This window comes from Rhodopseudomonas sp., assembly GCF_036404135.1.
In the GTDB taxonomy this organism is placed as follows: Bacteria; Pseudomonadota; Alphaproteobacteria; order Rhizobiales; family Xanthobacteraceae; genus Rhodopseudomonas_A.
The window spans coordinates 17,193-36,174 of sequence record NZ_DASWPE010000009.1 but is presented as its reverse complement, the minus strand read 5'-3'; the positions used below and the strand labels follow the sequence as shown (position 1 = coordinate 36,174).

General features: G+C 66.7%; 16 protein-coding genes. 11 read left to right on the top strand and 5 right to left on the bottom strand.

The annotated features are described in order from the left end of the window. Positions 1 to 339 precede the first annotated feature (339 nt). The gene (locus VGC77_RS01275; RefSeq protein WP_331169764.1) at positions 340 to 1,041 is read right to left on the bottom strand and encodes a DUF1013 domain-containing protein; all 702 of its coding nucleotides are present in this window, start codon (positions 1,039 to 1,041) and stop codon (positions 340 to 342) included. Positions 1,042 to 1,288: 247 nt separating this feature from the next. On the opposite strand from VGC77_RS01275, the gene ispH reads away from it, so the two are divergent. The 3 genes from ispH to rnhA are packed head-to-tail and all read left to right on the top strand — an operon-like array spanning position 1,289 to position 3,691. Continuing rightward, positions 1,289 to 2,251 (top strand): 4-hydroxy-3-methylbut-2-enyl diphosphate reductase, encoded by a 963-nt coding sequence (ispH, locus tag VGC77_RS01270; RefSeq protein ID WP_331169763.1) that lies wholly within the window; start codon positions 1,289 to 1,291, stop codon positions 2,249 to 2,251. Between the two features lies 1 nt (position 2,252). Next, entirely contained in the window at positions 2,253 to 3,233 is a 981-nt protein-coding gene (locus VGC77_RS01265; RefSeq protein ID WP_331169762.1) for a homoserine kinase, read from the top strand. Beyond that, the gene (gene rnhA, locus VGC77_RS01260) at positions 3,230 to 3,691 is read left to right on the top strand and encodes a ribonuclease HI (protein WP_331169761.1); all 462 of its coding nucleotides are present in this window, start codon (positions 3,230 to 3,232) and stop codon (positions 3,689 to 3,691) included. Before VGC77_RS01265 ends, rnhA begins: the two co-directional genes overlap by 4 nt. 140 nt (positions 3,692 to 3,831) lie before the next feature. Here rnhA and VGC77_RS01255 read toward each other — a convergent pair whose 3' ends face one another. From VGC77_RS01255 to VGC77_RS01240, 4 genes are all read right to left on the bottom strand, one after another. Beyond that, the gene (locus tag VGC77_RS01255) at positions 3,832 to 4,317 is read right to left on the bottom strand and encodes a peroxiredoxin (RefSeq protein ID WP_331169760.1); all 486 of its coding nucleotides are present in this window, start codon (positions 4,315 to 4,317) and stop codon (positions 3,832 to 3,834) included. A 249-nt stretch (positions 4,318 to 4,566) separates the two neighbouring features. Continuing rightward, on the bottom strand, positions 4,567 to 6,252 hold the full coding sequence (locus VGC77_RS01250; protein ID WP_331169759.1) for a long-chain fatty acid--CoA ligase: 1,686 nt from the start codon (positions 6,250 to 6,252) through the stop codon (positions 4,567 to 4,569). Between the two features lie 305 nt (positions 6,253 to 6,557). Further along, positions 6,558 to 7,979: a D-alanyl-D-alanine carboxypeptidase family protein gene (locus VGC77_RS01245; protein WP_331169758.1), complete on the bottom strand. Its 1,422-nt coding sequence runs from the start codon at positions 7,977 to 7,979 to the stop codon at positions 6,558 to 6,560. Positions 7,980 to 8,269: 290 nt separating this feature from the next. Then, a complete protein-coding gene (locus VGC77_RS01240) occupies positions 8,270 to 10,081 on the bottom strand; it encodes a glucan ABC transporter ATP-binding protein/ permease (protein WP_331169757.1) in 1,812 nt (603 codons plus the stop codon). Between the two features lie 304 nt (positions 10,082 to 10,385). On the opposite strand from VGC77_RS01240, the gene VGC77_RS01235 reads away from it, so the two are divergent. From VGC77_RS01235 to nuoI, 8 genes are read left to right on the top strand one after another with little or no spacing between them, the layout of a single operon-like run. Next, positions 10,386 to 10,775: an NADH-quinone oxidoreductase subunit A gene (locus VGC77_RS01235; RefSeq protein ID WP_331169756.1), complete on the top strand. Its 390-nt coding sequence runs from the start codon at positions 10,386 to 10,388 to the stop codon at positions 10,773 to 10,775. Further along, positions 10,772 to 11,389, top strand: a complete 618-nt coding sequence (locus tag VGC77_RS01230; protein ID WP_331169755.1) for an NADH-quinone oxidoreductase subunit B family protein — start codon at positions 10,772 to 10,774, stop codon at positions 11,387 to 11,389. The genes VGC77_RS01235 and VGC77_RS01230 overlap by 4 nt, the downstream gene beginning before the upstream one ends. Then, positions 11,386 to 13,131, top strand: coding sequence for an NADH-quinone oxidoreductase subunit C/D (gene nuoC, locus VGC77_RS01225; protein ID WP_331169754.1), 1,746 nt, complete (start codon positions 11,386 to 11,388; stop codon positions 13,129 to 13,131). Before VGC77_RS01230 ends, nuoC begins: the two co-directional genes overlap by 4 nt. Further along, complete coding sequence (nuoE, locus tag VGC77_RS01220) at positions 13,128 to 13,601, top strand: NADH-quinone oxidoreductase subunit NuoE (RefSeq protein WP_331169753.1); 474 nt, start codon at positions 13,128 to 13,130, stop codon at positions 13,599 to 13,601. The genes nuoC and nuoE overlap by 4 nt, the downstream gene beginning before the upstream one ends. Beyond that, positions 13,598 to 14,884: a complex I 51 kDa subunit family protein gene (locus VGC77_RS01215; RefSeq protein WP_331169752.1), complete on the top strand. Its 1,287-nt coding sequence runs from the start codon at positions 13,598 to 13,600 to the stop codon at positions 14,882 to 14,884. Before nuoE ends, VGC77_RS01215 begins: the two co-directional genes overlap by 4 nt. Then, the gene (nuoG, locus tag VGC77_RS01210; protein ID WP_331169751.1) at positions 14,881 to 17,496 is read left to right on the top strand and encodes an NADH-quinone oxidoreductase subunit NuoG; all 2,616 of its coding nucleotides are present in this window, start codon (positions 14,881 to 14,883) and stop codon (positions 17,494 to 17,496) included. The genes VGC77_RS01215 and nuoG overlap by 4 nt, the downstream gene beginning before the upstream one ends. Beyond that, positions 17,493 to 18,467, top strand: coding sequence for an NADH-quinone oxidoreductase subunit NuoH (gene nuoH, locus VGC77_RS01205; RefSeq protein ID WP_331169750.1), 975 nt, complete (start codon positions 17,493 to 17,495; stop codon positions 18,465 to 18,467). Before nuoG ends, nuoH begins: the two co-directional genes overlap by 4 nt. After that, complete coding sequence (gene nuoI / locus VGC77_RS01200; RefSeq protein ID WP_331169749.1) at positions 18,464 to 18,979, top strand: NADH-quinone oxidoreductase subunit NuoI; 516 nt, start codon at positions 18,464 to 18,466, stop codon at positions 18,977 to 18,979. The genes nuoH and nuoI overlap by 4 nt, the downstream gene beginning before the upstream one ends. Positions 18,980 to 18,982: the final 3 nt, after the last annotated feature.

The following is an 18,982-nucleotide window of genomic DNA, read 5'->3' as shown; positions in this document are numbered from 1 at the left end:
CCGTCAAAATCGAAGTGTCGCAAGACAGATCACACGAATTCCCGATTCTGGAATCCCCCCAGCAACACCCGAGTCAATCCGTCGCACCCAAGATGTGTGCATGCCTTAGTGCGCACGCAGGGACCCATACGGCGCGGAGTCGATGTTGTGCGTGAGCGCCCGTCTTATCGTGGACGCCAGGGGTGATGGGTCCCTGCGTGCGCAGGGACGACCCGTGGATGCGTCGTATCGTGAGCGCTCAGCAAAAGCCCGCGTCGCTAGTGCTGTGGCAGCAAACTGCCTCGCTCCGCTCGCAATCCGAACTCTCCCGCGAAGAGCGGGGAGGAAGTGACGAGGCGCCTATTCCTCGTCCTCGTCTTCCGGCTTCTTGCCGCCGATGGTCTTCAGCTTGGCGAACACCGCGTCGACGTCAAGGTCGTCGCTGCTCTTCTCGGCGCTCTCCAGCTCGGCCTCCTTGCGGGTGGTTTCCGAGGCCGGCAGCAGCGTGGCGCCGCCGTAGGCCTGATCGGTCGGTTTTTCCTTGGCGGCGCGCTGCACCTCGAAGTCGAGCTCGATCTGCGAGCACAGGCCGAGCGTCACCGGGTCCATCGGCGTCAGCGTCGAGGCGTTCCAATGGGTGCGGTCGCGGATCGAGGCGATGGTGGTCTTGGTGGTGCCGACGAGGCGCATGATCTGCGCGTCCTTCAGCTCCGGATGGTTGCGCACCAGCCACAGGATCGCGCTGGGCCGCTCGTGGCGGCGCGACACCGGGGTGTAGCGCGGGCCTTTCTTCTTGGCCTGCGGCGGCAGCGCCACCTTGCTCTCGCCGAGCTTGAGCCGGTAGTCCGGGTCCTTCTCGCCCTTTTCGATCTCGTCGCGGGTGAGCTGGCCGGTGGAAATCGGGTCCATGCCCTTGATGCCCTGCGCGGCGTCGCCGTCGGCGATGGCGCGGATCTCGAGCGGGTGCATCTTGGTGAAATCGGCGACCTGGTCGAACGACAGCGCGGTATTGTCGACCAGCCAGACGGCGGTTGCCTTCGGCATCAACGGCGCATTGCTCATGGCACATCTCCTTTGCGCTTCGCCCACCTCTTTTCGGAGGCGAAGCCGTCGGGTCATCAGCGATGACGGGAATTCCTGCCTATATAAGCCTCAGCGGGGGGCTCGCGCAATGGCCTGCTGTTCCGCCTTGACAGCGCCGCAAAGCCGCCCCAAGTGCTGGTCTGTTCATGTCTTACCCGAAACGCCAATTGGCGGCGACCGCGGCCGATCCTATGGTGCGGTAAAATCAGCCCCTCGGATCGCTCAGATGCAGTCTAAACCGCCCCTGAAAATCCTGCTTTGCTCGCCGCGCGGGTTCTGCGCCGGCGTGGTGCGCGCGATCGACACGGTGGAACGGGCGCTGGCGCTGTATGGCGCCCCGGTCTATGTCCGCCACGAAATCGTGCACAACCGCTACGTGGTCGACAGCCTGCGCGCCAAGGGTGCGATCTTCGTCGAGGAACTGGCGGAAATCCCCGAGACCCAGGCGCCGGTGGTGTTTTCCGCCCATGGCGTGCCGAAATCGGTTCCCGCCGAATCAATGCAGCGCAATTTCTTCTCGCTGGACGCCACCTGTCCCTTGGTCACCAAGGTGCACCGCGAGGCGGCGATCCATTTCAAGCGCGGCCGCGAAATCCTGTTGATCGGGCATTCGCACCATCCCGAGGTGGTCGGCACGCTCGGCCAGTTGCCGCCCGGCGCGGTGTCGCTGGTCGAGACCGCCGCGGATGCTGCGGCCTATCAGCCGAAGGACCCCGACAACCTCGCCTTCGTCACCCAGACCACGCTGTCGATCGACGACACCGCGGGCATCGTGTCGATCCTGCGCCAGCGTTTCCCGAACATCTCCGGGCCGCACAAGGAAGACATCTGCTACGCCACCACCAACCGCCAGGCCGCGGTGAAGCAGGTGGCGCCGATCGTCGACGCCATGATCGTGGTCGGCGCGCCGAACTCCTCGAATTCGCAGCGGCTGCGCGAGGTCGCCGAGCGCGAAGGCTGCAAGATCGCGGTGTTGGCGCAGCGCGCCGGCGATATCGACTGGAGCCTGTTCCAGGGCATCACGAGCCTCGGGCTGACCGCCGGGGCCTCCGCGCCGGAGGTCATCGTCGAGGAGATCATGGGCGCGTTCGCCGAGCATTACGAGCTGCGCGTCGAGACGGTGTCGGCCGCCGAGGAGAACGAGTTCTTCCCGCTGCCCCGCGCGCTGCGGCCCGACGCGGCCGAGTAGCATGGCGGTCTATACCGATGTCGCCGCCGACGAGTTGGCGGAGTTTCTGCGCGGTTACGACATCGGCGAGCTGTTGTCCTACAAGGGCATCGCCGAAGGCGTCGAGAACTCCAACTATCTGCTGCATACCTCCAAGGGCTCGTTCATCCTCACGCTGTATGAAAAGCGCGTGGCGACGGAGGACCTGCCGTATTTCCTGTCGCTGATGAGCCATCTGGCGCAGCGCGGCATCCGCTGCCCGCAGCCGGCGAAGAACCGCAGCGGCGCGGTGTTCGGCAGCCTGATGGGGCGGCCGGCGGCGGTCATCAATTTCCTCGAAGGGGTGTGGCCGCGCAGGCCCAATGTCGCGCAATGCGCCGCGGTCGGCGAGGGGCTCGCCAAGCTGCATCTGGCCGGCAAGGATTTTCCGCTGCAGCGCGGCAATCGGTTGTCGGTGGCCGGCTGGCGGGCGCTGTTCGCGCAGTCGGCGGCCGGCGCCGATCCGCTGCAGCACGGCCTGCACGCGCTGCTGCACGCCGAACTGGATTATCTCGAACACGCCTGGCCGAAGCAGCTGCCCGACGGCGTGATCCACGGCGACCTGTTTCCCGACAACGCGTTCTTTCTCGGCGACACGCTGTCCGGCATCATCGACTTCCCGTTCGCCTGCAACGACATCCTGGCCTATGACGTGGCGATCTGCCTGAACGCCTGGTGCTTCGAGCCGGACCATTCCTTCAACGTCACCAAGGCGCGCGCCTTCCTCGGCGGCTACGGCCGCGAACGCCCGCTGAGCGCCGCGGAAGAAGACGCGCTGCCGCTGTTGGCGCGCGGCGCGGCCTTGCGCTTCCTGCTGACGCGGCTGGTGGATTCGCTCAACGTGCCGGCCGGCGCATTGGTGCGGCCGAAGGATCCGTTGGAATACGCCCGCAAGCTGCGCTTCCACCAGAGCGTCGACAGCATCCGCGACTACGGCGTCATCGCCTCGGGGCTGGTGGCGTGAGCGCGCTGCCCGCGGTCAGGGTGCATACCGACGGCGCCTGCTCCGGCAATCCGGGGCCGGGGGGCTGGGGCGCGATCCTGAAATGCGGCGAGACCGAAAAACAACTCAAGGGCGGCGAAACCCACACCACCAACAACCGCATGGAATTGCTGGCGGCGATCTCGGCCTTGGAAGCGCTGACCAAGCCCTGCACGGTCGATCTTTACACCGACAGCCAATATGTCCGGCAAGGCATCACCGCCTGGATCCACAATTGGAAGCGCAACGGCTGGAAGACCGCCGACAAGAAGCCGGTGAAGAATGTCGATCTGTGGCAGCGGCTCGACGCCGCGTTGAAGCAGCACGAGTTGCGCTGGCACTGGGTCAAGGGCCACGCCGGCCACGACGAGAACGAACGCGCCGATCAACTGGCGCGCGACGGCCTGATCGAGAACAAGCTGAAATCGAGGATTGGGTAGTAGGCCGTCATCCTGAGGTGCGAAGCCGCGCTTGCGGCGAGCCTCGAAGGATGACGGACGGCGACGCGATGTCGCCATCCTTCGAGGCGCGCCAAGAAAGAGCGCGCACCTCAGGATGACGACTCCGCGAGATCCGCGGACTACAATTGCCCGAGCAGGGTGTCGCCGCCGGAGACTTCGACCTTGCCGGGGTTCGGCTCGAGGTTGAGCTTCTTCACCACGCCGTCTTCCACCAGCATCGAGTAGCGATGCGAGCGGATGCCGAGTCCGTTGCCCGACGCGTCGAGCTCGAGGCCGATCGCCTTGGTGAAGTCGGCATTGCCGTCGGCGAGGAAGGTCGCCTCATTGCGCAGGTCGGTGTCGCGCTTCCAGGCGCCCATCACGAAGGCGTCGTTGACCGAGACGATGGCGATGCTGTCGACGCCCTTGTCCTTGATCGCATAGGCGTTGAGGAAGATGCTCGGCAGATGCATCTTGTGGCAGGTTCCGGTGTAAGCGCCGGGCACCGCGAACAGCGCGACTTTCTTGCCCTTGAAGATGTCCTCGGTGGTCTTCACCTGCGGACCTTCCTCGGTCATCACGCGAAACTTGGCCTCGGGCAGATGGTCGCCAACCTTGATGGTCATATCGTTCTCTCCTGGGATGGATCAATGGTGTAGTCGGCAAATGCCGGCGTGACAATATTCGGCGGCGGTGACGCGACGATCACGGTTGGGTCATCGCGATGGCTTATTCCGTCATTGCGAGCCGAGGCCGGCGCGCAGCGCCGGCCGAACAGCGAAGCAATCCAGAGGCGTCGTGTGCAGCCCTGGATTGTTTCGTCGCAAGAGCTCCTCGCAACGATGAAAGTTAGCGGTGACTTCGTTGATCACGCCTTACGCTGCCGCCTGCTTCTTCTCGTCGCGCAATTGCCGGCGCAGAATCTTGCCGACATTGGTCTTCGGCAGTTCGGTGCGGAACTCGATCTGCTTCGGCACTTTGTAATTGGTCAATTGGGTGTGGCAGAACTTGATGATGTCCTCGGCGGTGACGTCGGCATCCTTCTTCACCACGAAAGCTTTCACCGCCTCGTTGCCACGCGAATCGCGGACGCCGACCACGGCGCATTCCAGCACGCCGGGATGGGTGGCGATCACTTCCTCGACCTCGTTGGGATAGACGTTGAAGCCTGACACCAGGATCATGTCCTTCTTGCGGTCGACGATCTTGGTGGAGCCGTCCTCGCTCATCACGCCGATGTCGCCGGTGCGGAAATAACCGTCCTCGGTCATCACCAGCGCGGTTTCCTGCGGCATGTTCCAATAGCCGGCCATCACTTGCGGGCCCTTGGCGCAGATTTCGCCGGTCTGGCCGATCGGCAATTCGTTGCCGGCGTCGTCGCGGATCGACAGATAGGTCGAGGGCAGCGGCAGCCCGATCGAGCCGGTGAAGTGATCGATCGTCGCCGGGTTGCAGGTCAGAACCGGCGCGGTTTCCGACAGACCGTAGCCTTCGGCGATGCCGCAGCCGGTGAGCTTGCTCCATTGCTCGGCGACCGGGCGTTGCACCGCCATGCCGCCGCCGTTGGAGATTCTCAGTTTGGAGAAGTCCACCTTGTCGAAGCCCTCGGCGTGCAGCAGGCCGTTATACAGCGTGTTGACCGCGGGGAAGCTGTTGACCTGGTACTTCATCAGCTCCTTGATGAAGCTCTTCATGTCGCGCGGATTGGGAATCAGGAGATTGACGCCGCCGGCACGCATGCCGAGCAGGAAGCAGGCGGTCAGCGCGAAGATGTGATACAACGGCAGCGCGCAGACGATGAACAATTGGTCGATCTTCGGCGGCTTGGCCAGCGCCGGCTGCAGCCAGGCGTCGTTCTGCAGCACGTTGGCGACGACGTTACGATGCAGCAGCGTGGCGCCCTTCGACACGCCGGTGGTGCCGCCGGTGTATTGCAGGAAGGCGACGTCGTCCGGGCCGATCTTCGGCTTGCTGAATGTGAGGCTGCGGCCGGCTTTCAGCGCGGCGTTGAACGGCACCGCGCCGGGCAGCGAAAACGCCGGCACCATTTTCTTGACCCGACGCACCACCAGATTGACGATCACGCCCTTGAAGCCGAGCAGGTCGCCCATCGCGCCGACGATGATGTGCTTGACCGCGGTGCGCGCGATCACATGCGCGACGGTGGAGGCGAAATTCTCCAGCACGATGATCGCCTCGGCGCCTGAATCCTTCAGCTGGTGCTCGAGTTCGCGCGGGGTGTAGAGCGGATTGACGTTGACCACGGCGTAGCCGGCGCGCAGCACCGCGGCGGTGGCGATCGGATATTGCAGCACGTTGGGCATCATCAGCGCGACGCGGGCGCCGGGCTTCAGGCCCTTGCTCTGCAGATAGGCGCCGAGCGCCGTCGACATCTCGTCGAGCTCGCCATAGCTGATCGCCTTGTCCATGCAGATGAACGCCTTGCGGTCGCGGAATTTGGCGAAGCTCTCTTCCAGCAGGTCGACCAATGACGGGTAACAGGTCACGTCGATGTCGGCGGGCACGCCGGGCGGATATTGCTTGAGCCAGATGCGCTCCATGATGTTTCCCCTCAATTCCTTCCTTGGAGCGTGCGGCTCCGACCGAGTGCCAGGCTCATGTCCATGCAAACGATTCACCTGAAGACGTCCCAGGGCGACGTTCGATCGCCATCAACCCGCGGTCCCCACTGTTGCGCGGGGCGCCTTGTTGCGGCGAAGTATTGGGCAAAGCCGCGGCCGAACGCAAGCAGCGGTTAGTCGAGGCGCAGGTCTGCGGGAGCGCAACGCCGCGCAAGCGGCGCGGCACCAGATGGCGCGTTCCGAGCGGCGGAATGCGCCGCTGCGCTGCATCAGATGCGTGGGCGTCAGGTTTTCGGATCGGCCGGCTTGGCGTCGGTGGTGTTGGCCTTTGGTGCCGGCTTGGCGGCGGCCTTCGGCTTGTCCTTGGCGGCCGGTTTGGCGGTTGTCGACACCGCCGTCGTGGCCGGCTTGGCGGCGGCGTCGGGCTTGCCGTGGAGCGGCTTGCCGGCATGGGCGGACTTCGGCGCGGCTTTCGGATCCAGCGTCAGCGACACCCGGCCGTCGGATTTGGCCGTCGAAGCGTCCTTGGTGTCGGCGGCGGCGTCCGGCTTCTTGGCGGCGAGCGTCTTCTTGACGCGCGGCTTCGGGGTCTGCTTTTGCGCTTCGACCGCCACCGCGGCGATCAGTTCGGTGCCGGTCTTCTTCGGCCCGGTATAGACCACGATCGGCTCGGACGGCGCGGGAGCCGCGGCCAGCATGTCGACCGGCCGCAAGGTCGGCGGCTGCATCCCGGCGCTGAAGAAGCTGATGCCGCTCTCGCCGCCGGCGCTGGCGACGTTGTCCTCTTCGGACTCGTCGCTGGCCGGGCGCTTGCGCTTCGGGCCGCACATTTCGTCGCGCAGGTTCGGCGGCGCGGCGTCGATCGGGGCGAGGTTGTCGACGGTGCCGAGCGCCGGACGCAGCCAGGTGAGCTGGTTGGCGGAGAAGCCGCGCTCCAGCATTTGCGCGGCCTTCAGCGCGCGGGCCTGCGACGACGGCGCGCCGAGCACCACCGCGATCAGCCGCTTGCCGTCGCGGGTGGCGGACGCCACCAGGTTGAAGCCGGAGGCGCAGATGAAGCCGGTCTTGAACCCGTCGGCGCCGGGATAGCGGCCGATCAGCCGGTTGAAATTCTGCGTCACCCGCTTGCCGAAGCGGATCGACGGGATGTGCACGAAATACTCATATTCCGGCAGGTCGTGGATGATGGCGCGGGCCAGAATTCCGAGATCGCGCGCCGAGGTGATCTGGCCGTCGGCCGGCAGCCCGTTGGGATTGACGTATTGGGTCTGGGTCATGCCGAGCCGCTGCGCGGCCTCGTTCATTTGCGCGGAGAAGCCGTCGATCGATCCGCCGACGCCTTCGGCGAGCACCACCGCCATGTCGTTGGCGGACTTCACCAGCATCATCTTCAAGGCGTTGTCGACGGTGAGCTGGGTGCCGGCGCGGAAACCCATCTTCGAGGGCGACTGCGAGGCGGCGATCGGCGACACCGTCAACAGCGTGTCGAGCGAGATGCGTCCCTCCTTGACCGCCTTCAGCGTGACATAGGCGGTCATCAGCTTGGTGACCGAGGCCGGATACCACGGATAGGTGGCGTTCTCGGCCTGCAGCACCTTGCCGGTATCGGCTTCGATCAGCAGCAGCGCTTCGGCCTGTGCCGCGCGCGGCGCGAGCGCGCAAGCGGTGAGCCCGGCGAGCAGGGCGATCGACGTCAATGACGGCATGCGAAACGCGAGAGCAGGAGAGTGCACTATCCGATTCCGGTCCTTTGGGGCCCGCGCATTGCGCAGATCCTGTCGGTTGAGTTCGGCCTTCAAGCGTATCCAGCCGCCAAGCGCCATGGCGTGATCAAACCTATACCGGCTTGGGTTCGCAGAACAGGGCTCGCGACAGCTTATTCGGGGACGAAAGGGGCCAAAATTCGACCGCTCGGCCGCCGCGCCGCGCTCGCGCGCGGCGGCCGTATTTCGACCGGACCACGGCACCGGATTGCGCGCCGCCGCGGCGGTGACCGCTAGATCTTGGCGCTTGCGGCATGATCGAGCGGAGCGGCCATGCCGGCCCGCGCCGACTCCTGCACCATGAATTGCGCGCGCGCCAGCGCTGCGAAATGACCCTGGCGCGCCAGCAGCTCATCGAAAGTTCCGCTTTCGATCACCCGCCCGGCTTCGAACACCAGGATGCGGGTGGCGTGGCGAATGGTGGAGAGCCGATGCGCGATCACGAAGGTGGTGCGACCCTTCATCACCTCGTCGAGCGCCAGATTGAGCTTGGCCTCGGTCACCGCGTCGAGCGCCGAAGTGGCCTCGTCGAGGATCAGGATCGGCGGGTCTTTCAACAGCGCGCGCGCGATCGACAGCCGCTGCCGTTCGCCGCCACTCAGCATGCGGCCGCGCTCGCCGGCGTTGGTGGCGAATTTCTGCTCGCTGCGTTCGATGAAGTCGAGCGCCTGGGCGCGGCTTGCCGCGATGCGCAATTCCTCGTCGCTGGCGTCCGGCTTGCCGACCCGCAGATTGTCGGCGATCGAGCGATTGAACAGCAGCGCTTCCTGGAACACCACGCCGATGTTGCGGCGCAGCCCGGCCAGCGTCAGGTCGCGGACGTCGAGGCCGTCGACCCGGATCACGCCGGATTGCGGATCGAAGGCGCGGTGCAACAGCGCAATCGCGGTGGATTTGCCGGCGCCGGTGGCGCCGACCAGCGCGATGGTCTCGCCGGGCTTTGCTGTGAACGACAGATCCGCGACCGCCGGCCGCTTGCCGTCGTAGGAGAACGATACGTCGTGGAATTCCACCAGTCCCTGCAGCCGGTCGGGATCGACCGCGTCGGGGCGGTCGCGCACCGCCGGCACCGCGTCCAGCACGTTGAAGAATTCCTGTAGCCGCGGCGCTTCCATGAACACGCTGTTGACGAAGGACACCACCTGTTCGAGCTTCTGGATCAGCATGGTGGCGAACGACACGAACATCACGATCTCGCCGACGCTGGTGAGGCCCTGCTCGTGCAGCGTGATGCCGACGGTGAAGATCGCCAGCACGGTGATGGTGGTGGAGGCGCGCGTGATCACCGTGACCAGCGCCCACCACGACAGCACCGGCATCTGCAGCGCCAGCAGCCGGTCGGCAACGAAGCGCAGCCCCTGCACCTCGGCATCGATCCGCACGAAGCTCTGCACCAGCGCGACATTGCCGAGAGCGTCGGAGGCGCGCGCCGAGAGGTCGCTGTATTGTTCCTCGACCTCGCCCTGCATGCCGTAAGTCTTGCGCACCACCAGCGTGGTCAGCACGGTGAATACCACGCACAGCACGAACAGCAGGATCGCCAGCCGCCAATTGATGTACAGCGCCAGCGGCAGCAGCACCACCAGCGACAAGATCGCGGCGAAATGCTCGCGGAAGAAGCCGAGCCACAGCCGCCACAGCGCGTCGGTGCCTTGCAGCATCACCTTCATCAGCCGGCCGGAATGGGTGCCGGTGTGGTAGGTCAAGGGCAGCTGCATGATGTGTTCGAAATAGCTGGTCAGCACCGCCTGGCGCTGGCGGTGCGCCAGCCGGTCGGCATGCAGCGCCACCGCGGCGCTGCACAGGATGGTGAACAGCCCGAACGCCACCCAGGCGCCGAGCAGCGGCCAGGGCGATTGCGCCTCCGCCGCCAGCGCCCCGGTCGACAGATTGCCGGACAGCACGTCGATGATGCGGCCAAACAGCACAGGCTCGGCGAATTGCGCCGCGGCCAGCATGAGGTTGGCGAGCGCCAGGATCCAGCCGAGGCGGGCTTCCTTGCCGAGCAGTTGCAGCACCCGGGTGTAGAGACGAAGCATGGACATGCGCGGGCTCTCGATCAGCACAAACGCTATCGTTAAAGCATTTTGCACCGCGAAGGAATTCGGATCGGAGACCGCCGCAACGCCTCGGGCCGGGTCGGCGCAGGCTTGAGAATCATGGGCCCATCACCTAACCTGATGAACCACATCACCGCCGGGAACTGGACGATGACCTCGTGCCGTCTTTCCGTCGGTTGATCGTCGTCAACGGTCTTCGGCCGGCGTCATGCCATGTCATCCGCACACGTCCTAGCCAGAACGGTGCGGCCGACCGCGGCACGCGGGCTGTGCGTTTGGAGTCTTGCCGTTGGGTGATGTCCTGTTTCCGATCAATTCCGGCGCGGCGGTGGCGATCCATGTCGCGCTGTCGGCCGGCATCGTCGCGGCGATCATCGCGGTTGCGGCGCTATTGCGCGAAAAACGCGCCGGCGCGCGGCCCGATACCGCCTATGAAGGCGGCGTGCTGCCCGCGGCGCCGCCGCAAGGCCCGCAGAACGCGCCGTATTTCCTGATCGCCGCGCTGTTCGTGATCTTCGACATGGAGGCCGCGATCCTGTTCGCCTGGGCGGTGGCGGCGCGCGAGGCCGGTTGGGTCGGGCTGATCGAGGCGGCGATCTTCATCGGCGTGCTGCTGCTGGCCCTGATCTATCTGTGGGTCGACGGCGCGCTCAACTGGGGTCCGGGAGAGCGCAAATGAGCTACACGCTGCAGCGTCCCGGCGAAGACATGTCGGTCGAAGAACAGATGGCGCGCACCAGTCTGTTCGCGCGGCTGGAAGACCTGGTGGCGTGGTCGCGCAAGCACAGCCTGTGGCCGTTCAATTTCGGGCTCTCGTGCTGCTACGTCGAGCAGGTCACCGCATTGACCTCGGTGTATGATCAGGCGCGGTTCGGCGCCGAGGTGATCCGCGCCTCGCCGCGCCAGGCGGATCTCCTGGTGGTGTCCGGCACGGTGTTTCACAAGATGGCGGCGCCGCTGTTGCGGCTGTACGAGCAGATGCGGGCGCCGCGCTGGGTGATCTCGATGGGCGCCTGCGCCAATTCCGGCGGCATGTACGATGTCTATTCGGTGGTGCAGGGCGTCGACAGCTTTCTGCCCGTCGACGTCTATATCCCCGGCTGTCCGCCGCGCCCGGAAGCCGTGCTCGACGCGCTGATCATGCTGCAGCAGCAGGTCGGCAGCGAGCGCCGGCCGCTCGGCGTCACCGTCGGCAACAGCGCCGGCCTCGGCTTCGACGCGCCGCGGCGGCGCGATCAGCGGCGCGACGAGCGCATGGCGCAGACCCTGCTCGATCCCCCGGAGAAGTTGTGAGCGCGGTGGAGCTGGTCAACGAACTCAGCGCGCGGTTCGGTGAGGCGGTGCAGGGCGCGCAGCCGACCCACGACGCGTTCCCGACGCTGTGGATTAAGCCCGAGGCGATGCCGGCGCTGCATCGCTATCTGAAGCACGAGATCGCGCAGCCGTTTCCGCTCTTGGTCGACCTGTGGGCGATCGACGAGACCGCGCGGCATCACCGCGACGGCCAGCCGGCGTCGGGCGTCACGCTCGCCAGCCATTTGATGTCGCTGGAGCGCAACGCCGACATTCGCTTGAAATGCGCGCTCGAAGCCGACGACCCGCGGGCGCAGTCGATCGCCGATATTTATCCGAACGCCGACTGGTACGAGCGCGAAGCCTTCGACATGTTCGGCGTGCATTTCGAGGGCCGCCGCGACCATCGCCGGATTCTGATGCCGCCGTTGTGGCAGGGCCATCCGCTGCGCAAGGATCAGCCGTCGCGCGCCACCGAGCGGCCGCCCTTCGTGATGACCGCGGCCTTGTTCGACGCCGAGGAGCAGGCGCTGGCCGCCGATCCGGAGGCGCTCGGCTTGCCGACGCAGCGCGACGGCGTTGAGCTCATGATTTTGAACTACGGCCCGCACTCGATGGCGACGCACGGCGTGTTTCGTATCGTGCTGGCGCTCGACGGCGAGGAGATCGTCGCGGCGCGGCCGGACATCGGCTTTCATCACCGCGGCGCCGAGAAGATGGGCGAGCGGCAGAGCTGGCATCAATATATTCCCTACACCGACCGCATCGACTATCTCGGCGGGGTGATGGGCGAGATGCCGTATCTGCAGGCGGTGGAACGGTTGTGCGGCATCACCGTGCCAGAGCGCGCGCAGACGGTGCGCATCATGCTGTGCGAGATCTTCCGCATCATGAACCATTTGTTGTTCTACGGCACGCTGGCGCAGGACACCGGGGCGATGTCGCCGGTGTTCTACATGTTCACCGACCGCGAGCGCGGCTACCGGGTGATCGAGGCGATCACCGGGGCGCGGATGCATCCCGGCTGGTTTCGCATCGGCGGGCTGACCTCCGATTTGCCGCAGGGCTGGGACGCGCTGGTGCGCGACTTCCTCGACTGGATGCCGTCGCGATTGGATGATTACGAAGGCATGGTGATGCGCAACGAGATCTTTCGCGCGCGCACCGTCGGCATCGCGGCTTACGACACCGCGACGGCTTTGGACTGGGGCATCACCGGGCCGGGGCTGCGCGCCACCGGCTGCGGCTGGGACATGCGCAAGCAGCGGCCCTATGGCGGCTATCAGAATTTCGAGTTCGAGGTGCCGACCGGGCATCGCGGCGACTGCTACGACCGCGCAAGGGTGCGGGTCGACGAGATCCGGCAATCGCTGCGCATTATCCAGCAATGCCTCGACCACATGCCGGCGGGGCCGATCAAGGCCGATCATCCGTTGACCACGCCGCCGCCGCGCGAGCGCATGCTGCACGACATCGAGACCATGATTCACCATTTCGTCGGCGCCAGCTGGGGGCCGGTGGTGCCGGCCGGCGAGGCCACCGGGCAGGTCGAATCTGTACGCGGGTTGACGCAATACGCGGTGGTCTCCGACGGCGAGGCCACCGCCTATCGCACGCGGATTCGCACGCCGTCGTTTGCGCATCTGCAGGCGATCGCCGCGATCGCGCCGGGACTGACGGTGGCGGATCTCGTCGCCTATCTCGGCAGCATCGACTATGTGATGTCGGACGTCGACCGATGACGCTGAGCCCGCAAATCACCCAAGCGATCCGCAAAGCCGCCGACAGCCACGGCGGCGGCAGGGCCGCGATGCTGGAAGCCCTGAAGCTGGTGCAGGCCGCGGAGGGCTACGTCTCCGACGCGCATCTGGCGGAGGCCGCGCGGCTACTCGGCGTCAGCACCGCGGAGATCGACAGCCTCGCCACCTTCTACAGCCATATCTTCCGCTCCCCGGTCGGCGAGACCGTGATCCTGCTCTGCGACGGCTTGAGCTGCTATCTATGTGGCGGCGACGCGGTGCGCGACGCGGTGATGCAGAAGCTCGGCATCGGCTTCGGCGAGACCACCGCGGACGGCAAATTCACGCTGATCAACGTCTGCTGCATCGGTGGCTGCGATGTCGCCCCGGCGGCGCTGGTCGGCCCGGACCGTAAACTGGTCGGCCCGCTCAGCGCCGATGATCTTAGCCAACTGATCGGGGGGGCGCGATGAGCGAAACCCCGCTGACCGGCCGCGCCCAGCCGGCGCGCGAACCGCATCGCTTCGCCGACTGGCAGCGGCTCGGCGGTTACGACGCGCTGCGCGGCGCGCTGAAGCGGCATTCGCCCGAGGCGCTGGTGGCGATCGTCGAGGCATCGGGGCTGCGCGGTCGTGGCGGCGCCGGCTTCCTCACCGGCACCAAGTGGCGGCTGATGCGCAAGGCCGCGGAAGCCGCCGGCGAGGGGCCGCGCTATCTCTGCGTCAATGGCGACGAGATGGAGCCCGGTTCGTTCAAGGATCGGCTGCTGATGGAAGCGCTGCCACATCAGCTGATCGAAGGCGCGATGCTCGCGGCTTACGCGATCGGCGCGACCGAAGTGATCATCCTGGTGCGCGACGCCTATCGCGCCGCCGCGGTGGCGCTCAACCGCGCCATCACCGAGGCGGAATCCGCCGGCCTGCTCGGCCGCAATATTCTCGGCTCGGGCTTTGGTTTAAAGATGCGGCTGCACGCCAGCGCCGGGCGCTATATCGTCGGCGAAGAGACCGCGCTGATCGCCGCGATCGAGGGCGAACGCCCGGTGCCGCGGCATCGGCCGCCTTATCCGGCGCAGAGCGGGCTGTGGGGCCGGCCGACCACGGTCAACAACGTCGAGACGCTGTCGGCGGTGCCGCACATCGTGCAAAACGGCGCCGAATGGTTTCAAGGTCTGTCGCGCAGCGCCGAAGGCGGCACCAAGCTGTATGGCATCTCCGGGCGGGTCAAACGGCCGCAACTGATCGAGGCGCCGATGGGCACACCGGCCGGCGAACTGATCGAGAGGGCCGGCGGGATTCGTGACGGCCGCAAGCTGCTGGCGTTTCAGCCCGGCGGCGGCGCCACCGCGTTTCTTCAGGAGGCCGAGCTCGACGTGCCGATGGATTTCGCGAACGTCAAACAGGCCGGCAGTTCGCTCGGCACAGGTGCTGTGATCGTGCTCGACGATCAGAGCTGCCCGGTCGCGGCGATCGGGCGCCATGCGAGATTCTATGCCCGGGAAAGCTGCGGGCTGTGCACGCCGTGCCGCGACGGCCTGCCGTGGGTGGCGAAGCTGCTCGACGCGCTGGAAGCCGGCCACGGCACGCAGCAGGACATCGACTTGCTGCACATGCATGTCGAGTTGGCCGGTCCTTCCGGGCGCAGCTTCTGCGACCTGATGGCCGGCGCGATGACGCCGGTGAAGAGCGGCTTGGAGCGGTTCGGCGATATCTTCGCCGCACACCTCGACGGCCATTGTCCGGTGCGCCGATCATGAGCGTGAAGGTCAACATCGACGGCCGCAGCATCGAGGCCAAGGAGGGCTCCGACCTGCTGTCGGTGTGCCTTTCGCACGGCATCGACGTGCCGTATTTCTGCTGGCACGGCGCGCTGGGCTCGCTCGGCGCCTGCCGGCAATGCGCGGTGCGGGTCTATTCCGGGCCTGATGATGCGACCGGCAAGATCGTGATGTCGTGTATGACGCCGGCCACCGATGGGTTGCGGGTTTCTGTCGCCGATCCCGAGGCGAGCAATTTTCGCGCGAGGGTGATCGAATGGCTGATGGTCAACCATCCGCATGATTGCCCGGTGTGCGAGGAGGCCGGCTCCTGTCACCTGCAGGATATGACGGTGGCGACCGGCCACAATGAGCGGCGCTATCGCTTCGACAAGCGCACCCATCGCAACCAGGATCTCGGGCCGCTTCTGACCCACGAGATGAATCGCTGCATCGCCTGCTATCGCTGCACGCGGTTCTATCGCGACTATGCGGGGGGCCGCGACCTCGACGCGTTCGGCGCCCATGACAACGTGTATTTCGGCCGCGCCGAGGACGGCGTGCTGGAAAGCCCGTTCGCCGGCAATCTCGCCGAGGTCTGCCCGACCGGGGTGTTCAACGACAAGGGCTGGTCGCAGGACTACGCCCGCAAATGGGACATGCGCGCAGCACCCTCGATCTGTCCGCATTGCGCGGTCGGCTGCAACCTGTTCGTCAGCGAGCGCGACGGAAGGGTGCGGCGGGTACAGAACCGCTATCATGGCGCGCTGAACGGTTACTTCCTGTGCGACCGCGGCCGGTTCGGGCCGCTGCATGTGGTCTCGCCGATGCGGCTCATTGCGCCGCAGATGGATGGCGTGGCGGCGAGCGAGCACGACGCGGTGGCGGCCGCGCGCGTCGCGATCGAGCAGGGCGCGATCGGCATCGGCTCGCCGCGCGCCTCGCTGGAGGCGAACTACGCACTGCGCCAACTGGTCGGCGCGGAGAAGTTCTTTGCGGGTGTGAGCGACGCCGAAGCCAAGCTGGTGCGTCGCATGGTCGAAATCCTGCGCGCCGCGCCGGAGCAGATCGCGACACTGCCGGAGATCGAAGCCTGCGACGCCGTGCTGGTGCTCGGCGAGGACTTGACCAACGTTGCGCCGCGGATTGCGCTGGCGCTGCGGCAGACCGCGCGCGGCGCCGAACGCGCGCTGGCGACGCAGAAGGGCGTGGCGCATTGGCTCGACCAGGCGGTGTGCACCGCCGGCGAAGGCCGCCGCAGCCCGATCGTGCTGGCCACATCGGCGCCCGACGCGCTCGATGACGTGGCTTCGCTGAGCCTGCGGCTCGATCCCTTGAGCGTTGCAGCGTTCGGCGACGCGGTCGCCGTCGCACTCTCCGGCGGCGAGGCGCCGGTTGAGGCGGAGAACACCGCCGCGGTGCTGGCGGCGGCTGAGCGCCCGCTGATCATCGCGGGCGCGAGTCTTGGCGGGGCGCAGACCATCGAGGCTGCAGCGAGTATCGTTTCGGCGCTCGGCGCAAAAGCGCGGATCGTGCTGATCGCGCCGGAAGCGAATAGTCTCGGCCTGGCGCTGCTTGGCGGCGACGGCGTCGAGGCCGCAGCCGCGGCGCTGGAAGCCGGCGTCGCGCGCAACGTCGTGGTGCTGGAAAACGAGCTGTTCGAACGCGCGCCGCGCGGCGCGGTGGAGCGGGTGTTCGCCACCGCGCAGACTGTGGTGGCGCTCGACGCGCTCAGCACCGAAACCACCGCCTGCGCGAAGGTGGCGTTGCCGGTGGCGGCGTTCAGCGAATCCGCCGGCACCTTCATCAACTACGAAGCCCGCGCGCAACGCTTCTTCGCCGCGGTGCAGCCGCATGAGCATGTCCCCGCATCGTGGCGGCGGCTGGCGGCGCTGGGTGCCGGTGACTGGGCGTCGCTCGATGCGATCATCCGAGACTTCGTCGTTGCGCAGTCGGAATTGGCCGGTGTGGTGGGTGCTGCGCCCGACGCGTCGTGCTCCTGCGCCCATGGCAAAATCGCGCGCGCCCCGCGGCCGTTGTCGGCGCACACCGCCGACGATCGCGCCGGCCGCGATCCTGCGGCGACGCCGAAGCCCGATCCGGATTCGCCGCTCAGCTTCGGCATGGAGGGCGCCCGCGGTGCCAGCGTGCCGCCGGCGCTGCTCACCGGCTACGAGACGCACGGGCTGCATTCCGCCAATGCGGTGACGCGGTTCGAGGAGGAGATCGGCGGCCCGTTGCGCGGCGGCGATCCCGGCGCGCGGTTGTTCAAGCAAGGCGACGGCGCGCTGCCGCCAGCGGCAGCCTTCGCGCCGATCGACGGCGACGGCCTCCTCTTGGTGCCGCTGTATGACGTGTTCTCCGGCTCGGAAACCGGCCGCGCCAGCGCGCTGCTCGCCGCCCGCGCACCGGCGCCGCGGCTGTTGCTGCACCCGGACGACGCGGCTGCGCTTGGATTGAACGAAGGCGCCGCGGTGTCGCTCGACGGCGTCGCCTGCGCCGTGCCGCTCACGCTCGAATCCGGCTTGGCGCGCGGCGTCGTCGCAGTCAGCGTCGGTCCGCTGGCGCCGCGCGGGCCGCTACGCCGCGTTCGCGTGGAGGCGCAGCGATGATCGGCATGGCGCTCACCGCGATCCTCTCCACCATGCTGATCATGGCGCTGCTGGTGGTCGCCGGCACCTTCACCTGGGTGGAGCGCCGCGTGCTCGGCTTCGTGCAGGAGCGGCTCGGACCCAATCGGGTCGGTCCGTTCGGCTTCCTGCAATGGGTCGCCGACACCGTGAAGATCCTCACCAAGGAGGACCGGCCGCCGCCGGGTGCGGATCGCGTCGCCTATATCCTGGCGCCGATGGTGGCGGCGACGCCGGTGCTGGCCGGCTTCGGCGTGGTGGCGTTCGGCGAAGGATTGTCGCTGGCGAATGTCGACGTCGGCGTGATGTTCCTGCTCGGCATGATGGGGCTCACGGTGTACGGCGTGGTGCTCGGCGCGCTCGCCTCGCACAGCCGCTTTGCGCTGATGGGCGGCCTGCGCGCCGCGGCGCAGATGCTGGCCTATGAGGCGTTTCTCGGGCTATCGCTGCTCGGCGTGGTGATGATCGCCGGCAGCCTGTCCTTGACCGAGATCGTGCATGCGCAGCGCGGTGTCTGGTTCGTGGTGCTGCAGCCGTTCGGCGCGGCGCTGTTCTGCATCGCCGGCGTTGCCGCGGCGCACCGGCTGCCGTTCGATCTGCCGGAATCCGAGAACGATCTGGTGGCGGGCTTCCTCACCGAATACACCGGGATGTCGTTCGGGCTGTTCTTTCTCGGCGAATACCTCGCGGTGCTGCTGGTCGCCTCCTTGGCGGTGACGCTGTTCTTCGGCGGTTGGCTCGGGCCGGTCTGGCTTGGGCCGTTTCTGCCGGGGCCGATCTGGTTCGGCCTCAAGGTCGGGGTGATCGCGCTGATCTTCATCTGGATCCGCGCCACGCTACCGCGGCCGCGTTACGATCAATTGGTGCGGTTTGCCTGGACCATCGCGCTGCCGCTGGCGCTCGGCAATCTGCTGCTCACCGGCGTCGTGGTGGTGGCAAGGAGCGCGCCATGATCGGCTGGCTGGAAGCGTTGTTGCGCGTCGGCCGTAAGCTCGCGGCCAAGACGGTGACGGTGCAATATCCGGAAGTCCGCCCGCAATTGCCGCCGCGCAGCCGCGGCCGCATCGTCTTGACCCGCGATCCCGACGGCCAGGAGCGCTGCGTCGCCTGCAATCTCTGCGCGGTGGCCTGTCCGGTCGGCTGCATCGATCTGTCGAAGGCGGTGGCCGAGGACGGCCGCTGGTATCCCGAACACTTCCGAATCAATTTTGCGCGCTGCATCTTCTGCGGCTATTGCGAGGAGGCTTGTCCGACCGCCGCGATTCAGCTCACGCCGGATTTCGAATTGAGCGAGTGGCGGCGCGACGCCTTGGTCTATGACAAGCAAGATCTGCTGATCGCAGGCGAAGGCAAGGTGCACGGCTATCGCTATTGGTCGGTCGCCGGCAAGGCGATCACAGGGAAGGACAAGGGTGAAGCCGAGCACGAGGCGCCGCCCGTTGATTTGAAGGGATTACGACCCTGAGCC

Coding starts and splice junctions, on each gene's coding strand:
- VGC77_RS01275 (WP_331169764.1), bottom strand. CDS start 1,041: ATGAGCAATGCGCCGTTGATGCCGAAGGCAACCGCCGTCTGGCTGGTC.
- ispH (WP_331169763.1), top strand. CDS start 1,289: ATGCAGTCTAAACCGCCCCTGAAAATCCTGCTTTGCTCGCCGCGCGGG.
- VGC77_RS01265 (WP_331169762.1), top strand. CDS start 2,253: ATGGCGGTCTATACCGATGTCGCCGCCGACGAGTTGGCGGAGTTTCTG.
- VGC77_RS01255 (WP_331169760.1), bottom strand. CDS start 4,317: ATGACCATCAAGGTTGGCGACCATCTGCCCGAGGCCAAGTTTCGCGTG.
- VGC77_RS01250 (WP_331169759.1), bottom strand. CDS start 6,252: ATGGAGCGCATCTGGCTCAAGCAATATCCGCCCGGCGTGCCCGCCGAC.
- VGC77_RS01245 (WP_331169758.1), bottom strand. CDS start 7,979: ATGCCGTCATTGACGTCGATCGCCCTGCTCGCCGGGCTCACCGCTTGC.
- VGC77_RS01240 (WP_331169757.1), bottom strand. CDS start 10,081: ATGTCCATGCTTCGTCTCTACACCCGGGTGCTGCAACTGCTCGGCAAG.
- VGC77_RS01230 (WP_331169755.1), top strand. CDS start 10,772: ATGAGCTACACGCTGCAGCGTCCCGGCGAAGACATGTCGGTCGAAGAA.
- nuoE (WP_331169753.1), top strand. CDS start 13,128: ATGACGCTGAGCCCGCAAATCACCCAAGCGATCCGCAAAGCCGCCGAC.
- VGC77_RS01215 (WP_331169752.1), top strand. CDS start 13,598: ATGAGCGAAACCCCGCTGACCGGCCGCGCCCAGCCGGCGCGCGAACCG.
- nuoG (WP_331169751.1), top strand. CDS start 14,881: ATGAGCGTGAAGGTCAACATCGACGGCCGCAGCATCGAGGCCAAGGAG.
- nuoH (WP_331169750.1), top strand. CDS start 17,493: ATGATCGGCATGGCGCTCACCGCGATCCTCTCCACCATGCTGATCATG.
- nuoI (WP_331169749.1), top strand. CDS start 18,464: ATGATCGGCTGGCTGGAAGCGTTGTTGCGCGTCGGCCGTAAGCTCGCG.